Source organism: Melghirimyces profundicolus, from assembly GCF_003054245.1.
Taxonomy (GTDB): Bacteria; Bacillota; Bacilli; order Thermoactinomycetales; family DSM-45169; genus Melghirimyces; species Melghirimyces profundicolus.
In genome coordinates, this window is record NZ_QBKR01000001.1 from 52,033 (window position 1) to 72,119 (window position 20,087).

Annotated in this window: 17 protein-coding genes and 1 other annotated feature; of the genes, 14 read left to right on the forward strand and 3 right to left on the reverse strand. The window is 58.2% G+C overall.

Going from position 1 to position 20,087, the window contains the following annotated elements:
* The first annotated feature begins 94 nt into the window (after positions 1–94).
* The 3 genes from C8P63_RS00230 to C8P63_RS00240 all read left to right on the forward strand — a co-directional run bounded on the left by C8P63_RS00230 (position 95) and on the right by C8P63_RS00240 (position 4,675).
* The gene (locus C8P63_RS00230) at positions 95–2,509 is read left to right on the forward strand and encodes a DNA internalization-related competence protein ComEC/Rec2 (RefSeq protein ID WP_108021319.1); all 2,415 of its coding nucleotides are present in this window, start codon (positions 95–97) and stop codon (positions 2,507–2,509) included.
* 142 nt (positions 2,510–2,651) lie between these two features.
* On the forward strand, positions 2,652–3,758 hold the full coding sequence (locus C8P63_RS00235; protein WP_108021320.1) for a carbohydrate kinase: 1,107 nt from the start codon (positions 2,652–2,654) through the stop codon (positions 3,756–3,758).
* 5 nt (positions 3,759–3,763) lie between these two features.
* Positions 3,764–4,675 carry a pseudouridine-5'-phosphate glycosidase gene (locus C8P63_RS00240; RefSeq protein ID WP_211308221.1) on the forward strand — a complete coding sequence of 304 codons (912 nt, stop codon included), beginning with the start codon at positions 3,764–3,766 and terminating at the stop codon, positions 4,673–4,675.
* A 50-nt stretch (positions 4,676–4,725) separates the two neighbouring features.
* On the opposite strand, the gene C8P63_RS00245 is transcribed toward C8P63_RS00240, so the two are convergent.
* Entirely contained in the window at positions 4,726–5,391 is a 666-nt protein-coding gene (locus C8P63_RS00245) for an oxidoreductase (RefSeq protein ID WP_108021322.1), read from the reverse strand.
* Between the two features lie 171 nt (positions 5,392–5,562).
* Here C8P63_RS00245 and C8P63_RS00250 point away from each other — a divergent pair, with 171 nt between their 5' ends.
* From C8P63_RS00250 to C8P63_RS00275, 4 genes are all read left to right on the forward strand, one after another.
* The gene (locus C8P63_RS00250) at positions 5,563–6,111 is read left to right on the forward strand and encodes an RNA polymerase sigma factor (protein WP_211308214.1); all 549 of its coding nucleotides are present in this window, start codon (positions 5,563–5,565) and stop codon (positions 6,109–6,111) included.
* A complete protein-coding gene (locus tag C8P63_RS00255) occupies positions 6,108–6,767 on the forward strand; it encodes an anti-sigma factor family protein (RefSeq protein WP_108021324.1) in 660 nt (219 codons plus the stop codon). The genes C8P63_RS00250 and C8P63_RS00255 overlap by 4 nt, the downstream gene beginning before the upstream one ends.
* A gap of 30 nt (positions 6,768–6,797) precedes the next feature.
* Positions 6,798–7,814, forward strand: coding sequence for a DNA polymerase III subunit delta (gene holA / locus C8P63_RS00260; RefSeq protein WP_108021325.1), 1,017 nt, complete (start codon positions 6,798–6,800; stop codon positions 7,812–7,814).
* Between the two features lie 607 nt (positions 7,815–8,421).
* The gene (locus tag C8P63_RS00275; RefSeq protein ID WP_108021328.1) at positions 8,422–9,954 is read left to right on the forward strand and encodes a class I adenylate-forming enzyme family protein; all 1,533 of its coding nucleotides are present in this window, start codon (positions 8,422–8,424) and stop codon (positions 9,952–9,954) included.
* 33 nt (positions 9,955–9,987) lie between these two features.
* On the opposite strand, the gene C8P63_RS00280 is transcribed toward C8P63_RS00275, so the two are convergent.
* Positions 9,988–10,488, reverse strand: a complete 501-nt coding sequence (locus C8P63_RS00280) for a CcdC family protein (RefSeq protein ID WP_108021329.1) — start codon at positions 10,486–10,488, stop codon at positions 9,988–9,990.
* A gap of 520 nt (positions 10,489–11,008) precedes the next feature.
* Positions 11,009–11,241: a binding site (T-box leader), on the forward strand.
* A gap of 46 nt (positions 11,242–11,287) precedes the next feature.
* Here C8P63_RS00280 and trpS point away from each other — a divergent pair.
* Positions 11,288–12,274, forward strand: a complete 987-nt coding sequence (trpS, locus tag C8P63_RS00290) for a tryptophan--tRNA ligase (RefSeq protein ID WP_108021564.1) — start codon at positions 11,288–11,290, stop codon at positions 12,272–12,274.
* A 54-nt stretch (positions 12,275–12,328) separates the two neighbouring features.
* Here the strand turns inward: trpS and rpsT are convergent, their stop codons facing one another.
* Positions 12,329–12,595, reverse strand: a complete 267-nt coding sequence (gene rpsT, locus C8P63_RS00295) for a 30S ribosomal protein S20 (protein WP_108021331.1) — start codon at positions 12,593–12,595, stop codon at positions 12,329–12,331.
* Positions 12,596–12,774: 179 nt separating this feature from the next.
* Between rpsT and gpr the strand changes: the two genes are divergently transcribed.
* The 6 genes from gpr (at position 12,775) to hrcA (ending at position 20,059) form a co-directional block, all read left to right on the forward strand.
* A complete protein-coding gene (gene gpr / locus C8P63_RS00300) occupies positions 12,775–13,893 on the forward strand; it encodes a GPR endopeptidase (RefSeq protein WP_108021332.1) in 1,119 nt (372 codons plus the stop codon).
* A 169-nt stretch (positions 13,894–14,062) separates the two neighbouring features.
* The gene (spoIIP, locus tag C8P63_RS00305) at positions 14,063–15,223 is read left to right on the forward strand and encodes a stage II sporulation protein P (RefSeq protein WP_170109408.1); all 1,161 of its coding nucleotides are present in this window, start codon (positions 14,063–14,065) and stop codon (positions 15,221–15,223) included.
* A gap of 154 nt (positions 15,224–15,377) precedes the next feature.
* On the forward strand, positions 15,378–15,764 hold the full coding sequence (locus tag C8P63_RS00310; RefSeq protein ID WP_108021334.1) for a DUF3679 domain-containing protein: 387 nt from the start codon (positions 15,378–15,380) through the stop codon (positions 15,762–15,764).
* 133 nt (positions 15,765–15,897) lie between these two features.
* On the forward strand, positions 15,898–17,727 hold the full coding sequence (lepA, locus tag C8P63_RS00315) for a translation elongation factor 4 (protein ID WP_108021335.1): 1,830 nt from the start codon (positions 15,898–15,900) through the stop codon (positions 17,725–17,727).
* A 59-nt stretch (positions 17,728–17,786) separates the two neighbouring features.
* Positions 17,787–18,932: a radical SAM family heme chaperone HemW gene (hemW, locus tag C8P63_RS00320; protein WP_108021336.1), complete on the forward strand. Its 1,146-nt coding sequence runs from the start codon at positions 17,787–17,789 to the stop codon at positions 18,930–18,932.
* A 101-nt stretch (positions 18,933–19,033) separates the two neighbouring features.
* Positions 19,034–20,059 (forward strand): heat-inducible transcriptional repressor HrcA, encoded by a 1,026-nt coding sequence (gene hrcA, locus C8P63_RS00325; RefSeq protein WP_108021337.1) that lies wholly within the window; start codon positions 19,034–19,036, stop codon positions 20,057–20,059.
* Positions 20,060–20,087: the final 28 nt, after the last annotated feature.

Below are 20,087 nucleotides of genomic sequence, written 5' to 3' on the forward strand. Positions count from 1 at the left end.
TCCAAAAACATTCTTTCAAGGATTCTTTTGGAAAGGGATTGGTTTTCTTTCCGTCGAAAAAGAAACCATCCATATGTCGGGGGAGGAGGGGTGAATGAAACGACCCTTTTTCATATTGGCCGTGGGGTGGGCGGCGGGAATCGGATTGGGCCGAACTTGGGGAGGATCCTGGGCCGCCTGGGCCGCTGCCGGGGGGATGGTGCTCCTGATCGGGGGGGCCGTCTACGTCGGTCGGATGCGGGGAGCGGCGGTGACGCTCCTCTTGACCGGAATCTTTTTCGGGGCCGCCCATTTCAGCGGGGTGGAAGAATCGAACCGTTCCAGGCTTCCCTTTTCCGAATCCCCCGTCCGGGCGGAGGTGGGAGGGTTCGTGGCTTCCCGGGCGAAGGTGGACGGAGACCGGCTCACCCTGGAGGTGGATGTTCGGCGCCTCCGTTTTCACGGAAAGGAATACCGGGTGAATGAACGGGTCCGGCTCCGTTTTCGGCTCCGTTCTCCCGGGGAACAGAAGGAGGCCGCCCGTCTGTGGCAGGGGATGTCCCTTTCCGCTCCGGTGGAGTTAGCCCGCCCCGATCCGGCACGCAACCCCGGGGGATTTGACTATCGTGCTTATCTCCACCGGCGATCCATCCACTGGATCGGGGAAGGCGAGTGGCGATCAGCGGTCCTCGGTTCCCGGACCCCCTCCATTTCGGGAAGGATGGACGGGGTGCGCTTATGGCTGGAGGAACGGTTGGATCGGCTGTATCCGCCGGAAACCGCCGGTTTGATGAAGGGGATGCTGCTCGGAGGCCGGGATGAGGTACCCGTGGAGACGGTGGAATCTTTCACCGCACTGGGGCTGGTACACCTGTTGGCCATTTCGGGCCTTCATGTGGCCGTGTTCACAGGATGTCTCTACGGGGCAGCCACTTGGGCCGGGGTCACCCGGGAAAAGTCGGCGCTCCTGTCCATTCTGATCCTTCCCTTCTACGTTCTGCTGACCGGAGCGGGGGCTCCCGTGATTCGTGCCGCGGTGATGGCGGGGCTGGGGTTGTTGGCGATCCTGTTGGGAAAGTGGAGGGACAGCCTCTCCTTTCTGGGGTTGGCGGCGCTTTTGATGCTGTGGTGGAATCCGTATCAACTCTTGGAGGCGGGATTCCAACTTTCGTTTCTGGTCACCCTGGGTCTGTTGGTCGGCACGGGACCGTTGAGCCGGCGGATTCCCACCCCCTGGCGCCGAGTCAACCAGTTCACCGCGGTCACCCTCATGGCTCAAGCCGCTTCTTTCCCCCTCTTGATCACCCACTTCCATGAATTCTCCCTCCTGTCCTGGGGGGTCAACTTCCTGGTTGTTCCCGTCATCACGGGGCTGGTGATTCCACTGGGTTATCTTTCGCTTGCTTTGGGAACGTTCTCTGAGGGGATCGGGGGGGTGCCGGCTGCGCTCGTCTCCGGTTTGCACACCGGTATCCATGCCCTTCTGTCTCCGTTGGCGGCGTGGGGGAGCGCCCGGATTTCCCGGGTTCCTCCGCCGGAATGGTGGTTGGCGGGCTACGGGGTCGCTTCCTTTTACCTTTTGTGGAGTTGGAGCGGCGGGAAACTGCGACAGGCCCGCCACGGCCGGACGGCATGGATGGCTGTCCTTTTTCTGGTCGGGTTCTCCGTCTTTCAGGGGACATCCGGCGGAGGTGACGGGTTGCGGATTACGTTTTTGGACGTGGGGCAGGGAGATGCGGCAGTGATCGAGACCCCGGGCGGTCGGGTGATCCTGGTGGACGGGGGCGGCCACCTTCCGCGGGAGAAGGAAGACTGGCAACGGAAAGGTCGGGAATATGACGTCGGAAGAGAAGTGCTGGTTCCTTATCTGAAGTATCGGGGGATCCAACAGGTGGACTGGATGATCCTGACCCACGGTGACGCGGATCATATCGGGGGTCTGCGGGCGGTGGCGGAGCGGTTTTCCGTGAGCCGGGTGCTCAGGAACCCTCTGCCCCCGAAGGGGCCCATGGAAGCGGAGCTGATGGCGCTCTTGAAGAGTGAAGAGGTTCCCGTTTCCGTGATCGAACCGGGATGGAACGGGGAGGTGGAACCGGGGATCCGGTGGCAATTCCTGCACCCCCCGACGGATCCGGGGGATATACCCGGGGGCGGAAACGATGATTCCGTCGTCTTTCTGCTGACGGCATACGGCAAAACCGTCCTGATGACCGGCGACGTGGAACGGGAAGGGGAGCGTCGGATCCTGAATCGCTGGAACCTTCCCGACATCGATCTTTTGAAGGTGGCACACCACGGCAGCCGCACTTCCACAGGGGAGGAGTGGCTGGATACCGTGCGGCCGCGGGAAGCGGTCATTTCCGCCGGCAGGGACAACCGGTTCGGCCACCCTTCGCCGGAAGTGATGAGACGTCTGGAAGAACGGGGGATCCGGGTTTGGAGAACCGACCGACACGGGGCGGTGACGGTCCGGATCACTCCCGCATCCTGGAAATGGACGTCCATGCTGGACGGACCGAAGGGACCTTAAGCTCGGTCGGTGTTTTTTCATGGACAACCTGTTTTCCGATTCGGGAAGAATCCGGCTGAGAATCATCCGGCCATTTTTGTTTGTAGTCCGTCAAACTTTTGTTTAAAATAAAGACACTTGTTACATGAAGGGGGTGCCCCCCATGAACGAACCGCTGTCACCGAAAGAGAAACGGATTCTGGATCTGATCCGAAAGGACCCTTTTGTGACCCAGCAACAACTGTCCCGGCAACTGGGATTGTCCCGTTCGGCCGTGGCCGGATACATATCCGCCCTGATGCGGAAGGGCCGGATCCTCGGCCGCGCCTATGTGCTGCCGGAACGACGGGGGATCACCTGTATCGGAGGGGCGAATCTGGATCGAAAGGCACGTCTGTCCGGGCCGCTTCAAAGGGGGACTTCCAATCCCGTCGATGTCTCCCATTCCTTCGGGGGCGTGGCCCGGAACATCGCGGAAAATTTGGCCCGCTCCGGCTTGGATGTCTCGCTGCTCACCTTGGTCGGGGAAGACCGGGACGGCGAAGCGTTATTGGAATCCTGTGTGGAATCCGGCGTGGATGTGAGTCTGGCGGAGACGGTTCCCGGAGCCCGCACCGGAACCTATACGGCCGTGTTGCAACCGGGAGGGGAGATGGCGTTGGCCCTGGCGGACATGGAGATTTTTGACCGGATGGACACCCGGATTCTGAACCGCTCTTGGCCCCGCATCCGGGCGGGAGGCATCGTGGTGGCGGATACCAACCTGCCGGCGGACACCCTTGGGGACCTGGTTCGCCGATGCCGGGAGGCATCCCTTTTCCTGTGCGTCGTCCCCGTTTCGGTGCCCAAGGCGGGACGCTTGCCGAGGGAGGCGACGGGGGTCGATCTGTGGATCGGAAACGCCGCTGAACTGGAGGCCGTGACGGGAGTGGAGACAGACACCTCCGCCGGCTGTGAGCGGGCCTGCCTGATTCTCCGTAAGCGGGGGGTGCGCCGGGTGGTGCTGACCTGTGGGGCTGACGGCGTCTTCCACACCGGGGAAGAGGGAGAGGGGTGGCTGGAGTCCCCTTCTTCCGCGAAGGTGGTCGATGTGACGGGGGCAGGAGATGCCTTTGCCGCAGGTGTGGTGGGCAGTCTCCACCGGGGAGCTTCCCTTGAAGAAGCCTGCCGGATCGGAACCGTTTTTGCGGCTCTCACCCTGAAAACGGAAGCGAGCGTTTCCCCCGAATTGAGCCCTGGAGTCTGGCACCGGGAAAAAGGAGGAGCATAATGAAACTGGAAGAGATCATGGAGTACTCGGAGGAAGTCCGGCAAGCGAAGGAAGAAAAGCGGCCCATCGTTGCTCTGGAGTCCACCATCATCTCCCACGGAATGCCTTATCCGGAGAACGTGGAAACGGCGCGGGAAACGGAAGCGATCATTCGAAAACGGGGCGCGGTGCCGGCGACGATGGCCATTCTGGACGGGAAACTGAAGATCGGCCTGACGGGGGAGGAACTGGACGGCCTCGCAAACAGCAAGAACGTGCTCAAAGTGAGCCGGCGGGATCTTCCCTATGTGGTCGCGGCAAAAAAGAACGGCGCGACCACGGTTGCCGCTACCATGATCCTGGCCGATCGCGCCGGTATCGAGGTGTTTGTGACGGGAGGGATCGGAGGGGTCCACCGGGAAGGCCACAAGACCTTGGACATCTCCGCGGATCTGAACGAGCTGTCCCGGACCGATGTGGCGGTGGTATGCGCCGGGGCCAAGTCCATTCTGGATATCGGGTTGACCCTGGAATATCTGGAAACCCGGGGCGTCCCCGTCATCGGCATGGGCACCGATGAGTTCCCGGCCTTCTATTCCCGCCGTTCGGGTTACGGGGTGGACTGTGCTCTGGACACATCCGGAGAGATCGCCCGTTTGATCCGTGCCAAAAGGGCCCTGGGGCTTTCCGGCGGGGTGGTGGTTGCCAACCCGATTCCCGAGGCGGATGCGTTGGATCCCGATGAGATGGACCGCATGATCCGCCAAGCCGTCGAAAAAGCGGATCAAAACGGGATCAAGGGAAAAGAAGTCACTCCATTCCTGCTGAACGAAGTGAAGAGGATGACGGGCGGGAAGAGCCTGAAGGCCAATATCGCCTTAGTGAAACACAATGCCGAGGTGGGGAGCGATCTGGCGGTGGAACTGGCCCGGGAATAAATCCAACCAAAAGCGGCCGACGGCTCCCGGTCGCTTTTTTGATATCCTACTTATGGTTTCGCCATATCGGCGATCCGGTCCGATTCATACACATGGGTCCCCGGTTCTTCCCGGCGGGCGGCTTCCACCATCGCCCGGGCCACGGTTTTACCCGGGATGGCCCGGTATTTTTTCAACCGCCCCCGGAGCGCAAAGGAGAGGGCGGGCATCATCCGGGCGGCGACGGACTCGCCGAACCGGAACTCCTCCCGATTGCCCAAGAGAAGCGATGGCCGGAAAAGGTGAAGGGAGGGAAGATCCAGTTCCTTCAGAGCTTCTTCCAGCTCTCCTTTGACCCGGTTGTAAAAAATTCCTGATCCGGGGTCGGCACCGAGAGCGGTGATCACCAGAAACTGGCGGGTACCGGGTTGCCGGGCATGTCGGGCAAGGGAGAGGGGATATCCGTAATCCACCCGCCGGAAGGCTTCTTTTCCCCCCGCTTTTTTCATCGTCGTACCCAGGCAGCAGAAGACATCCTCCGCATGGACCCCTTCCGCTTCCCGGTCGAGGCGGTCGAAATCAATCACCCTCTGTTCCAATTTCGCCTCTTCGAGGGGGAGTCTCCGCCGGACCAGCAAGGTCACCTGGCGGTACCGGGGATCCTCAAGGAGCCGTTTCGTCAGATGGTGTCCCACGAGGCCGCTGGCCCCGGCGACCAGCGCGGTTTTTTCTCTCATCTGCGGGGTTCCTCCTTCACTGACATCTTACCTTATGATCCGGTCGTGGATTCCTCTATGATACAATGAATAAAAACGAAACAGAAGCGGGAAGAACGGTGGACGCGGAAGTTTCCCGGATAAAAAGGTGCAACTTATTCCGGGCTGCTGCCGTCCGTTCAGGCAGGAGGGATGGGATTGATCGACGGGGATGAGGTCCGGCGGGCCCGGGAAGGGGACCGTGAGGCGCTGGTCCGCCTCTTGAGAAAGCTGGAAGGTCCGGTTTACCGTACCGCCCGTTACATGCTCGGGGATGAGCAGGATGCGATGGATGCCGCTCAGGAGGCCCTGGTCCGGATCTACCGGAATTTGTCGGGGTACCGCATGGAAGCAAAGGTGGAGACCTGGGCTCAACGGATCGCCCTTCGGACTTCCATCGATTTTCTGAGAAAAAGAAAACCCACCCTTCCGTTGGAGGAAGGGTGGGAGCCCCACCGGGTCGGAAAAGGCAGTCCGGTGGAGTGGTCGGGGGTCGCCTTCGATGTGCAGGAGGCGATCCTCCGGTTGCCCGAACCCCAACGAACCGCCGTTATCCTTCGGTACCAGCAGGATTTTACATATGAAGAGGTCGCGGAAACGATGGAAATGCCCCTCAATACAGTGAAATCCCATCTGTTCCGCGGCCGGAAAAAATTGCAGTCGTGGTTGGCCGATTACCAGGAAGGCGGGGTGCTCCCATGAGTTGCGGCAAATGGCTGGAATGGATCCAACGGGATCTGGATGGGGATTTGTCTCCGGAGGAAAGAGGAGAGTTGCGGCGCCATCTGGCCGGCTGTCCCGCCTGCGCCGAATTCGCCGGGCGGCTTCGGAAGATCGATGAGACCCTGTCGGAGCTGCCGCGGCCGGCCCCGCCCGTCTCCCCTGCGGAGCGTGCGCTCCGGGAGATCGAAGGGGCGGGACCGGCGGAACGGAAGTCCCGGAGGAAGAAGACGCCGGGACGGAAAACATGGCGGGTCCTCTCCCTGGCGACCGCGGCGGCGGCGATCCTGGCGGCGATCGGCTTGGCGGTGGACCGCAGGGACCCCGCTCCCGGAATCGGCTCCGCCGGTTCCAACCCATCCCTTCAGTCCTCGGAGTCGGTTTCTCCCCAAAAAGAAAAAGCCATGACGGACCGGTTTCCTTCCGGCGAGGAGGTGCCTTCCCCGGACGGCCGTCTGATCGCCCGGATTACGGAAAACCGCGTGGTGGTCCGGGACCGGAAGGGTGAGGTGCGCTATCGGTCCCCGTCCCGGGAACCGGACACAAAGATCCGAATTCGCTGGAAGGACAAAGAGACCCTCTGGCTTCGGTACGATAACGGAACCGAACGGACCGTGATGATCCCGGTCCGGAAGTGATCCCAACAAGCATTTGACGGAGGATGTGCCATGGACCGAAAACTGTTGCAGGAACTCTCATCCGGCCGGATTTCATCCGCCTATCTCTTTTACGGGAGCGAGACTTTCCTGATGGAAGAAGCGATGAAGCGATTGGAAGATCAGGTCTTGGCTTCCGGGGAAAACCGGGACTGGAACCATACCGTGATGGATCTGGAGGAAGTGCCCGTGCAAGACCTGGTCCGGGAAGCCGAAACACCTTCTTTTTTCGGGGAACGGCGGCTGGTGGTGGGGAAAAACGCCTGGTTTCTCACCGCAAGCCGGGGAAAGGACAAACAGGAGCACCGTCCCGAGGAATTGCTCCGGTACGCACGGGAGCCCCTGAGTGAGAATGTACTGGTCATCACGGTTCCCGCCGAGAAACTGGATGCTCGGAAAAAAGTGGTGAAAGAGCTGAAAAAACACGTCCGGGAAGCTGTGTTCCAGCCTCCCGATGCCCGGGGCCTCACCCGTTGGGTGAACGACCGCCTGAAGCGGACCGGGGCCCGCATCCATCCCCAGACGACGGAAACCCTGATCCGTCAAACGGGAGGGGATCTGCGGCTCTTGGACATGGAAATCCGGAAGTTGGCCATCTATGTGGGACCCTCGGGCACCATTACTCCGGATACCGTCGCCGCGTTGGTGCCCCGGACCCTGGAACAGGACGTGTTCAAACTGGTGGACCGGGTGGCCCGCCGAAAGACGGGGGAAGCGATGGCCGTATTCCACGATCTTCTGGAAAACCGGGAGGAGCCGATCCGGGTGCTGGCCTTGCTCATCCGCCAGTTCCGCCTCATGCTCCAAATCAAAGTTCTTGCCGGCAAAGGGCTGTCGGAGCGGGAAATCGCTTCACAGCTGAAGGTCCACCCCTACCCGGTGAAACTGGCTCTCCGACAGGGAAAGTCCTTTCCGGAGAAGACTCTTCGGACGTTGTTGCACCGGGCCATCGAGACGGACCAGGCCATCAAGTCCGGACAGATGGACAAAACCCTGGCCTTGGAACGGCTGATTTTGACGGTGAGGTAAGGAGGATGGGGTGGAGTGAAAATCGTCAGCCCCTGCGTTGCCGGAACCGTCGGAAGCCCAAACTTCCGGAAGCGGGTCCGGGAAAGAAAGGCGGTCTGGGCCCATACCACCACAACCCGCCGCCCGGACATTCAGGCGGGTTCATCTTTCAGGAGCGGTTGTCGAAGTCTGAGGCATTTTTCAGATCTCCGTAAAACCGAAGGACGGTGCTGAATGGATCGAAGGCCCTGATCGGCTGTGTTCGCAAGCATGAATTCGGGTTTTTCCGGTTGGAACTTGGAGGGTTTTCATGTTCCCCCCTGCTTTCCTTGAGCAGATCCGTGACAAAAAGAAACGTTGCGGGAACGGTCCCGGTCCGGTCCCTTCGACCCAGGGGTTTCTTAGGCGGGCCCTGCATTTCCCTCGCTGTTGCTCCATTTTTCTCCTTTCCATTCGATCTTTTCATGGAACCGTCGCTCCCGGCGGCCCCGCTTTGATTTCGGTGTAACTCCGGTCTCTCCGCGACGAGAGTTCCTTTTTTGAAAAAAAGTTCTTTTATATAATGAGGTGAAAGAAATTATTTTTCAATTATCATGATGCGAAATAAAAGGACAGGGGTGTGCGGATCATGTTTACAGTCGGGGAGATTTTAAAAAACCGGGCGGATTATTCACCGGATTTGGAAGCGGTGGTCGCTCCCGATACCCGTTATACATACGGCGAATACAATCGCTGGGTCAACCGCCTGGCCCATTTTCTGCTGGAGCTGGATGTGCGGAAAGGGGACCGGGTTGCCATCCTGTGCTCCACCAACCACCCTTTCGCCATGGTTTTTTTGGCGGCGGCCAAGGTGGGTGCGGTGGCCGTGCCCCTCAACTGGCGCCTCACCCCGCGGGAACTGAAGCGGTTGATGGAGAAATCCGGGCCGAAGGTCTTGTTTTACGAAGAAGAATTCACTGCGCTGGCGGATGTATTGGAACCCCTCGATTTCCTGGAACGGATGGTCCGGGTGGGGGTGGACCAGAAAATGAACCCGGCCTTTGAAGAAGCTCTGCTGGAGCGTCCCGATCAGGAACCCGGGGTGGATGTCGGCCCGGGGGAGCCCGTGGTGCTGACTTACACCTCCGGCACCACGGGGGAACCGAAAGGAGTGGTCGCCACCCACGCCAATCTTTTCGCCTCGGGTACGTCTGTCGGAATGTCCCTCGATCTCAGAAAGGGAGACCGTTTCCTGGCGACAACTCCCCTCTTTCACATCAGCGGAGCCGCTTTCATTCCCCATGCTCCGCTGATGGGCCTTACCACCGTCTATATGCCGAAGTTCCATCCTGTCCAAATTTGGGAGCTGGTGGAGCGGGAGAGGATCACCCACCTGCTGGCTCTGCCCCCCATGTTGCCTTATATGCTGACTCCGCTGATGGAGGGAGATTGGGATACCGGTTCCCTTCGGGAGATCTTTTGCGGCGGGGCGGAAGTGCCGGAAGACCTGATCCGGCAGTATCATTCCCTTGGGTTTCCCATTGTTCAAATTTACGGAGCGAGCGAGTTCTGCGGTCCCATCACTTTCTGGACGCCGGAGATGGGAATGGACCGGTGCCGTTCCGTCGGCAAAAAAGTGCTGGGGGAGCTCAAACTGGTCGACCCGGAGACCGGGGAGGAACCTTCTCCCGGAGAGATGGGAGAAATCTTTTGCAGAGGGCCCCAGGTGTCTCCCGGGTATTGGAGAGATTCCGAGGCCACGACACGCAATCTGAAGGGCGGATGGTTTCGAACGGGGGACGCGGGGTGGCTGGATGAGGACGGTTTTTTGCACATCGCAGGGCGGTACGGGGACATCATCCACCACCAAAACGAAAAGATTTTCCCCGCTCAGGTGGAAGCCGTGCTTCTGGAACTGGAGGACATCGAGGAAGTGGCGGTGGTTGGAGTCCGCGACGGGGATCGGGGGGAGGTCCCGAGGGCTTATGCGGTGACAAAGGAAGGTTCCGGCCTGACGGAGGAATCGATTCTCGGTTACGCCCGGGAACGGTTAGCGGAACATAAGCTCCAGGAGGTGGTTCTCAAGGATGCCCTTCCCAAAAACGGGCTCGGAAAAATCCTGAAATATGTATTGAAGGAAGAGGCCAACCAGCCGGCATCCGCGGGGGAAGTGACGGGGTAAGACCTTGCCCTTGATTTAAAAATGGCGGCCGTTCTATTCGGCCGCCGAGGTGGAGCTTTGTTCCTTCAGTTTACGGTACTTGAGATACATGGCCACCCGCCAAGGGAGAAGCATGCCGAAGGCCAAAATGAAGAAGAGGCCGGCGGTTTGCTCCAGGGTGATGAAGTGTTCCACATATTCATGAGCCAGCATCCGGACGGCAAGCAGGATAAAAAGAATCGAAACAAATGCCTTGGAACGTTTCAGGTAAATGTCTCCCCCCCTCACCCGGAAGCGGGAGGTCCGGATCAGGGGCCAGGCAAAAAGGAGCGCCCCTGTCGCAAACGCCGCCAATCCCCAAGTCAGGGGAATACGAAACGGCGGGAAGATGAACATCAAAAACCCGGTGCTCATCCCTGCGGGCGGCATGAGAATCTTTTTCGCATTGGTAGGCTTTTTCGCCGACCGGATCCGGATCACGACGAACATCAGAGCCATCAAGAGGGTTCCCAGAGTCACCGTTACATGAAGGTACGGCGGAATCCCATTCCCCATGGTCATGTCTCCTTACAGTAAATTGCTTTCCATGATGGGATGAAAGTCGGCGCTGCCCGAAATCCCCCCTTATGGAGATCGCAAGAGCAACCAGATGATCGTATAATCGAAACATACGAGCGGTGTTCATCCCACGGGCAGTGGGTTCGTTCCTTGAAAACGTCATGGTAGGGGGTTTCAGTGCTGAACCTCCCGCTGGGTAAAACCATGAGCGTGAGAAAAAGGAACCGGGGCACTGGCAGTCCCACGCCTTCAGGCGGGTGGAGTCTCAACATGGTCAGTTACTGGTGGGAGCGAGAAAATCCGGCCTTGGAAGCGTTACGCTTTCAGGGGTGGGATGTATCAATATGGGGCAGGAAACCTGCCTCACCCGCAGGAATGTTGCAGGTGTGTGTAAACCAAGCATATCCTCTATTATACCCCGGGTCCGTCCGGGGAAAAAGGTTGGGTCCCACGTTGCGTTTTGTTTCCCCAAGTTGTAGAATACGGAGTGACTCCATCAGGATCCGATCTGAAACAAGCAACAGCGAGGAAGAAGAAGAGTAGCGCGGACCGTGTCCGTCCAGAGAGCCGGCGGTGGGTGTGAGCCGGCCGGACCGCCGCGTGAATGGGCTTCGGAGCTGCTTTTCCCGATGCGCCTCCGTTGGGGGCGGGAAGGGGAAAGCCGGTCGGAACACCGGCCGTTACCGGACAAGAGCGCGTCTGATTCCAGGCGAATTCGGGTGGCACCGCGAGAGAACCCTCGTCCCGTATTGGAGGACGGGGCTTTTTATTTTTCCGTAAAAGGAGTGGTTCAATGATGAAACGGGTCTTTTCCGGCATGCAGCCGACGGGAAATCTTCACCTCGGAAACTACATCGGGGCGTTGAAACAATTTATTCCCCTGCAGGAGGAAGCGGAATGCTTTTTCTGTGTCGTCGATCTTCACGCCCTGACCATCCCCCGGGACCCCGAAGATCTTCGGAAAAAAACGCTGGAGTTAGCAGGGCTTTATCTGGCTGCGGGACTGGATCCCGACAAGAGCACCCTGTTTGTCCAATCCCACAATCCGGCTCATTCGGAAGGAGCCTGGCTCCTCCAATGCGTTGCCCGCATGGGGGAACTGGGGCGGATGACCCAGTTCAAAGACAAAGGTAAAGGATCTGAATCCGCCACCGCCGGTCTCTTTACCTATCCGGTCCTGCAGGCGGCTGATATCCTGCTGTACGATACTGATATTGTTCCGATCGGAGAGGATCAAAAACAACACCTGGAGCTCTCCAGGGATCTGGCTGAACGTTTCAACCGGCAGTACGGGAAGGTGTTTACGGTACCTGAACCGAAGATCGGCAAAACCGGGGCCCGGGTCATGGGGCTGGACAATCCGAACAAGAAGATGAGCAAGAGTGCCGACAGCTCTTTCAACCGCATCGAGCTTTTGGACGACCCCGACACCATCGTGAAAAAGTTCAAACGGGCGGTCACGGACTCCGAGAATGAGATCCGTTATGATCCCCAAAACAAACCGGGGATCAGCAACCTCCTGGACATCTACAGCGAAATGAGCGGGGAATCCGTGGATTCCTTGGTGGAACGCTATCAAGGGAAAGGATACGGCCACCTGAAACTGGATACCGCCGATGCGGTCATACAGGTGCTCAAACCCCTTCAGGACCGCTACCGCGATGTGATGGAAAGCGGAGAGGTGAAGCGCGTTCTGGCCCAAGGAGCCGAACGGGCCCGGGAAGTCTCCGGAAACACGCTCCAAAAGGTTCAGGAAGCGATGGGACTGGTTCCCCGGGGATAAAAAAGAAGGACAAAATAAAAGCGACCCGAAGCGGGTCGTTTTTTCATGGAAAGATCAGCCGTTCAAGGCATTGTATTTTTGCTCCAGGCGGGATTTCTGCCGGGCAGCTTTATTCTTGTGAAGCAGGCCTTTCGTGACGCCTTTGTCCAGCTTCCGTTTGGCTTCCCGCAGGAGTTCGCCGGCCTTTTCCTTTTCCCCGTTGTCGACGGCGGTCAGGAATCTCTTGATGGAGGTGCGCATGGCGGATTTTTGGGCCATCCGTTGCTCACGCCGTTTTGCGCTGGTTTTGGTCCGTTTGATTGCGGATTTAATGTTGGGCATCTGGTTCACCTCCCGGTTGTCAAGTCGCTCTCTTTGCGTGCAACACGCTAAATTCTAACACGGGGGTTGGCAAAAAGCAAGATATCGGGCGGAAACCGAAACTTCCCCGGCGGTAAGGAATAAACCCCGTCTCGACATGGAGAAAATGGTATCAAACCGAAAAAAGGGGTTGGACGTGGATGGTCTCCGAAGATCAACCGCAAAACAACGACAAGAAGCTGGACCTCGGACGTTTTCCCGTTCGGACCGACTTGGCCCGTGAAGCCCACGATATGGCGGTTCAGGAACGCGGCGAAGACGGGGTGCCGGGTGTCGAGATGGATGAATATGAAGAAAACGGAATCACGACGAGTTGGATTCGGATCCATGATGACCAAGGGGCAAAAGAATTGGGAAAAAACCCGGGACTGTACTTGACTCTGGAGGTTCCTGATCTCCGGAGTCAGGATTCCAAACTTCAGCAAAGGGTTTCGGCCCATTTCTCCGATGAGTTCCAAAAATTCCTGGAGAAGGTGGGAGTCGATCTCAACGCCAAAGTCCTCATCGTGGGCTTGGGTAACCGCAATGTGACCGCGGATGCACTGGGTCCTTTTGTGGTGCAGCACACGATGGTGACCCGCCATCTGTTTGAGCTGATGCCCGAACAGGTGGAGTCCGGTTACCGACCCGTGAGTGCCCTGGCACCGGGGGTGATGGGGCTGACAGGAATGGAAACGAGCGAGATCATATTCGGGGTGGTGGAAAAGACCCGTCCGGATCTCGTGATCGCGATCGATGCCCTTGCCTCCCGTGCCCTGAGCCGGGTGAACACCACCATCCAGGTAGCGGATACAGGGATCAATCCCGGTTCCGGGGTGGGCAACAAACGGAAGGCGCTGAACCGGGAGACGCTGGGAATCCCGGTGATCGCCATCGGGATCCCGACGGTGGTGGACGCGGCCACCATCGCCTACGATACGGTGGAATTCGTTCTCTCCCACCTGAATCGGGAATTGACCCAAACCAAACCGACCAATCCGCTCGACCCGTTAAACCGGGCCGATGTGAAAGAACTCCAGTCCCAGGAAGTTTCCCCCAGGACCGGTAAGCATGTGTTGGGAATGGTGGGAACCCTGGGTGCGGAAGAGAAGCGGCAATTGATTCATGAGGTGTTGGAGCCGCTGGGGCAAAATCTGATTGTGACGCCCAAGGAAGTGGACGCCTTCATCGGGGACATGGGGAAGCTGATGGCGGACGGGCTCAACTGTGCGCTCCACGAAGCGGTTACGCCGGAAAACGTTTCCGCTCATGTCAACTGAAACGGTTCCTCCGACCCCTTCGGATCCCCTCCGAGAGGAAGGGGGCCGGTTCGGGGTGCCCTTCTATCATTCTGACGGGGCGATTCTTCCTATTGGAAGAAAGTCGTTCTACTCTACCTTTTTCCCTCATACATTCGCAAGTAGAGACAGGCTTGGGGGAGGGAAAGGGATGCGGCACCGGTACCGGGGTTTTGCCATATTGAACATGTCGACGCCCCGTGTGAGACAACTGTTTGTTTACTTGATTCTGGGATCCGCCGTGATCTTTGTGTTAACCGGATTGTTTGCGATGATCCAGGCGAAACGGAGTACCGATTCACCGAAGTTAGGCAGAATCACCTCCCAAATTTCCACGGAGACCCTCTTGTACCTGATGGGCGGGGAAGTCCCCCATCTGGTGACGACGGTGAAGGCCGCCGAAGATCCCGGCTTTTCACGGTTGTTTTTCGAGCTGGCGACCAGCGTGGATCCGAAGGACCCACGGACCTTCCTCGGAAGCGAACTGCCGGGATTCGCCCTTTTCGATACGGAGATCGTGGTGGCGGGGGAAGGAGTCGATTACACCTCCGTTCCGATCGAGTCGCCGCCCCCGTCCGATCTGCAGAAAAAGATGGCCGAGGGCCGGAAGGAAAAAAAGCAACCCAGGGAGAAAAAGTCAGCTTCGACACCGGCTTCCAAGGGGAAGAATAAGGTTTTCATCTACCATACTCATTTTACGGAGTCCTATCTGCCTGAACTGAAGGAAACGGATCACCCCAGCCGGGCTTACGACAATGAAATCAATATCACCCGGGTCGGTGCGCGGCTCGGAAAAGAGCTGGAGGAATTGGGGATCGGGGCCCGGGTGTACACCGGCGGTTTTGACGCCGATTGGAACCGCCTCTACCAAGCTTCCCGGGAAGTTCTGGCCACCGCCATCCAACAGAATAACGACTTGGAGTATTTCATCGACATCCACCGGGATTCCCAGCGGCGGGACAAGACGACCAAGAAAATCAGCGGCAAGAATTACGCCCGGATCGCCTTCGTCGTCGGAACCGCCCACCCCCACTGGGAGAAAAACGAACAGCTGGCCCGCAAACTGCACAAAAAACTGGATGAGCTGTATCCGGGCCTGTCCAAAGGGGTGTTCCGCAAGAGCCGGGCCATGGGCAACGGGGAATACAACCAATCCCTTTCGACCAACAGCATGCTGGTGGAAATCGGCGGGGTGGATAATACCTTTGAAGAAAGCTACCGGACGACGGAAGCCCTCGCCCGCGCCTTGGCGGAAATTCACTTCCAGGCCGTGCCGGTGGACAAGAAGGCCGAATCAAACGATTTACAGTAAATGGGTGTTGGGGCGGGAGGTGTGTTTGCCCAAGCGACCTCAGGCGAGACTTGTGCTCTGTGAGTACAACCGGAGCGTGGCAAACACGGTTTGCTGACCCGATATGAGGTTTATCTACATGCTTGGCGAATGAACCGTTAAAGGGGGGATTGGGATGCGGCTGATGATTCAGGTTCTGGCACTGATGATGGTCCTGATGTTCGGGATCTTCCTCGGAATTGACACGGCGGAACAAAACATCCATCGGATGCAGGGAAGTCCGGAGGCTCCGAGGGCTGTCCATATCACCCCCGATGACGGTGGAGTGGAAATCTCGGTGCTGGGACACGTCTACGAAACCGATAGCCCGGTGGTGATCAACCGGGAACCGGAGGAAGAAGAAAAGAAAGAGCCCGAAGAAGCGGAGAAACCCCCCCCTTCTGCACCCGCAGACGGGAGCTGGCTCTCCCGGGCCGGAAACCAGACCGGCGAGGGACTCAAATCCGTCACCCGCAACGTGCTGAACCACGTGGCCGGCTGGATCGAAGATGCCCTGCAGTGAACCACCCCCCGGAAAATCCGGGGGTTTTTTCCTCTCGGGATTCCCCCTCTTCCTCCGTTGTCCCGGCCGGTACAGATTGCTATAATATACAGGATGCAGTCTTGTGCTCGTTTTCCGTTCAGGAGGGAACCGAATGAGTGACGTGTCAAAACGGCAACAAGAGAGGATCCGAAACTTCTCGATCATTGCTCATATCGACCACGGAAAGTCGACCCTGGCCGACCGGATTTTGGAATACACCGGGGCACTCAGCGAACGTGAAAAACAGGATCAGTACCTGGATACGATGGATCTGGAGCGGGAACGGGGGATCACCATCAAGTTGCAATCCGTCCGGCTGCCCTACAAAGCAAAGGACGGGAAGGAGTATATCCTCAACCTGATCGACACCCCCGGACACGTGGATTTCACCTATGAGGTATCCCGGAGTCTGGCTGCCTGCGAGGGGGCGCTTCTTGTCGTGGATGCCGCCCAGGGGGTGGAGGCGCAGACGATGGCCAATGTCTACCTCGCTCTGGATAACGACCTGGAGATCCTCCCGGTGATCAACAAGATCGATCTTCCCAGCGCGGAACCGGAGCGGGTCAAACAGGAAGTGGAAGAGCTGATCGGGCTGGACACCGCGGACGCGGTGCATGCCTCCGCCAAAGAGGGGATCGGGATTGAGGAGATCCTGGAACAGATTGTGGAGAAGGTGCCGCCGCCCTCCGGTGATCCTGAGGCACCGCTCAAAGCCCTCATCTACGATTCGGTCTACGACGCTTACCGCGGGGTGATCACCTACATCCGGGTGGTGGACGGTTCGATCCGCAAAGGGATGAAGGTGCGGATGATGGCCACCGGCAAAGAGTTCGAAGTGGCGGAGGTCGGGGTATTCGCGCCGAAACCCGTTCCCCGGGACGAGTTGACAGTGGGCGAGGTTGGCTTCATGGTGGCTTCCATCAAAAACGTGAAGGACACCCGGGTGGGAGACACCATCACCGACGCTTTGAGACCGGCGCCGGAGCCCCTTCCCGGTTACCGGAAGATCAACCCGATGGTCTACTGCGGCATGTACCCTGTCGATTCAGGGGATTATGACGATCTCCGGGAAGCTCTGGAGAGGCTGGAACTGAACGATGCCTCCCTGCGCTACGAACCGGAAACCTCCGGAGCCTTGGGCTTCGGGTTCCGGTGCGGATTTCTCGGTCTGTTGCACATGGAGATCATTCAGGAGCGGATCGAGCGGGAATACAATATCCCCCTGATCACCACCGCTCCCAGCGTGGTCTACCACGTTTACAAAACCGACGGGGAAAAGCTGGAGATTGAAAACCCGACCCATATGCCGCCCCAACAACAGATCGACCATGTGGAAGAGCCCTATGTCCGGGCGTCCATCATGGTGCCCAACGACTTCGTCGGGGCGGTGATGGAGCTGTGCCAGTCCAAGCGGGGCGAATATGTCGATATGGAGTACCTGGACGCCAACCGGGTCAACATCACTTACCAACTGCCTCTGGCGGAAATCGTCTACGATTTCTTCGACCAGCTCAAGTCGGGAACCAAAGGGTACGCTTCCTTCGATTACGAGCTCTCCGGTTACAAGACGTCCAACTTGGTGAAGATGGACATTCTTTTGAACGGCGAGCCCGTGGACGCCCTTTCATTCATCGTTCACCGGGACAAAGCCTACCACCGCGGCCGCCAACTGGTGGAAAAGCTGAAAAAACTGATCCCCCGGCAGATGTTTGAAGTCCCGGTTCAGGCCGCGATCGGCAACAAGGTGGTGGCCCGGGAAACCATCCGGGCGCAGCGGAAAAACGTGCTGGCCAAATGTTACGGCGGCGATGTTTCCCGGAAACGGAAGCTGTTGGAGAAACAAAAGGAAGGGAAAAAGCGGATGAAGGCGGTCGGAAACGTGGAAGTGCCCCAGGAAGCGTTTATGGCGGTGCTCCAGATGGACGATTCCGACTCCAAATGATCGGGAAACCGTGAGCGGCAACGGAGGTTTGCCGCTCTTTTTGGGAAGGAGGTGCCTCTGTGATCCCCCGTTCGGTCTATATTCATATCCCCTTTTGCAGTCATAAGTGCCACTACTGCGATTTCACCGCCTACGTGGTGGGAGGCCAGCCCGTCGACGAGTACCTGGATGCCCTGGAGGAAGAGATGATCCGGACGGTCAAGGAGATTCCTCCGGAAACCATTGAGACCATTTTCATCGGAGGGGGAACTCCCACCGTCCTTACCCCGGTTCAGTTGGAACGGTTGATGGAGGCCATCCGGCGCCGTTTTCCCGACCGGTCGGAAGATCTGGAATTCACGGTGGAGGCCAATCCGGGCACGTTGACCCCTGAAAAACTGGCGGTCATGAAAGAAGGAGGCGTCAACCGTCTCAGTATCGGAGCCCAGACCTTCCGACCGGATCTTTTGGCCAAGATCGGCCGCGTTCATTCGGTGGAAGATATTGAACAGAGTGTGGAACAGGCCCGGGCCGTCGGGATCGACAATATCTCCCTGGACCTGATGTTCGGATTGCCCGAACAGACCGTCGCCGATGTGGAGGAAGCGCTGCAAAGGGGGCTCGCCCTTTCTCCCGAACACTTCTCCGTCTACAGTCTGAAGGTGGAAGAGGGGACGGTGTTTCACCATCAACTCCTCCGGGGGAAACTTCCCCTTCCCACGGAAGACGAGGAACTGGAGATGTACCTTCTGACCCGCCGTCGGTTGGAAGAGGCGGGCTTCCGACAGTATGAGGTGAGCAATTTCTGCCGCCCCGGAAGGGAAAGCCGGCACAATACCGTCTACTGGCTCAACCTGCCCTATTACGGGCTGGGGGCGGGAGCCCATGGCTATGCGAAGGGGATCCGGCATGCCAATGTGCGCGGAGTGGGTGAATACATCCGGCTGGTCCGATCCCGCCGGCCGGTGGCCGAAAGCCACACCGTTTTTAAAGACGAAGCGATGGAGAACCATTTCCTCCTGGGGCTCCGGCTGCTCGACGGAGTAAGTCGGAAGCACTTTTCCAGGCTGTACGGGAAGGAACCGGAGAAGGTTTTCGGCTCGGTGCTGGACACTCTGACCCGCCGGGGTCTGATTTGTTTGGAAGGGGACCGGTATCGGCTGACAGAGCAGGGGCTTCTCTTCGGAAACGAAGCATTTGCCTCCTTTTTGGGAGAAGGCGCCTGATGGCGGGACCTCAGCGTTGACAACGGGAAAGGGGTTTGATACCTTAAATAAAGCAGGCTTAGCACTCGAGTTATCGGAGTGCTAACAAAGGGGGGAGGCAGATGTTATCCGAGCGGCAGAAAAAAATCCTCCGTGCCGTGGTGGATGAATATATCGTCAACGCTGAACCGGTGGGTTCCCGTACCGTATCCAAACGGGAGGACATGGGGTTCAGCGCGGCCACGATTCGAAATGAGATGGCCGACTTGGAAGAGATGGGCTTTTTGGAACAGCCGCATACATCTGCCGGCCGCATCCCGAGTCAGTCCGGCTACCGTTATTATGTGGATCACCTGATGGTGCCCGAACGCCTCAAGCGGTCGGACTTGTTGGCGATCCGCCGGTTGTTTACTTCACAGATGGATGCCCTGGAACAGACCATTCAACAGACGGTGTCCATTTTGTCCCGAATCACGAATTATACCTCGATCATGCTGGGTCCGGAATTATACGATAACAAATTGAAGCACCTGCAGGTGATCCCCCTCAATGATCGCCTCGCCGTGGCCATTCTGGTGACGGACACCGGACACGTGGATCAGCGGCAAATCACGGTGCCGGAGGGGGTCTCCCTTTCTTCCATCGAGCAGACGGTGAACCTCCTGAACACCAAGCTGTCCGGTGTTCCGCTTTACCGTCTGAAACGGACGGTCTACAAGGAGCTTTTTGAGGAACTCAGCCGACATGTGGAAAATTACGAATACCTTCTGGCCATGATCGATCAGATGTTGGCCTCCGAACTGGAGAGCCGGGTGTTCACAAGCGGGACGACCCACATTTTGAATCAGCCGGAATTCAAAGATGTAGAGAAAGTGAAAAGCCTCATGGAACTCTTGGAGGAGACCGAGACGGTCACCCGTCTGTTTACCACCCGGGACACCGGAGTGCAAATCAAGATCGGTTACGAGAACCATTTGGAAGCGGTAAGCCATTGCAGTATCGTTTCCGCTTCTTTCCTGCTGGATGGCCGCTCCCTCGGGACCATCGGCGTTTTGGGCCCGACACGCATGGATTACCAGAAGGTGGTCAGTTTGCTCGACGTATTGACGCGCGATTTCTCCAAACATCTGCGCGACCTTTACAAATGACGGGAGTCGAATGGGTTCTGTCATCGAG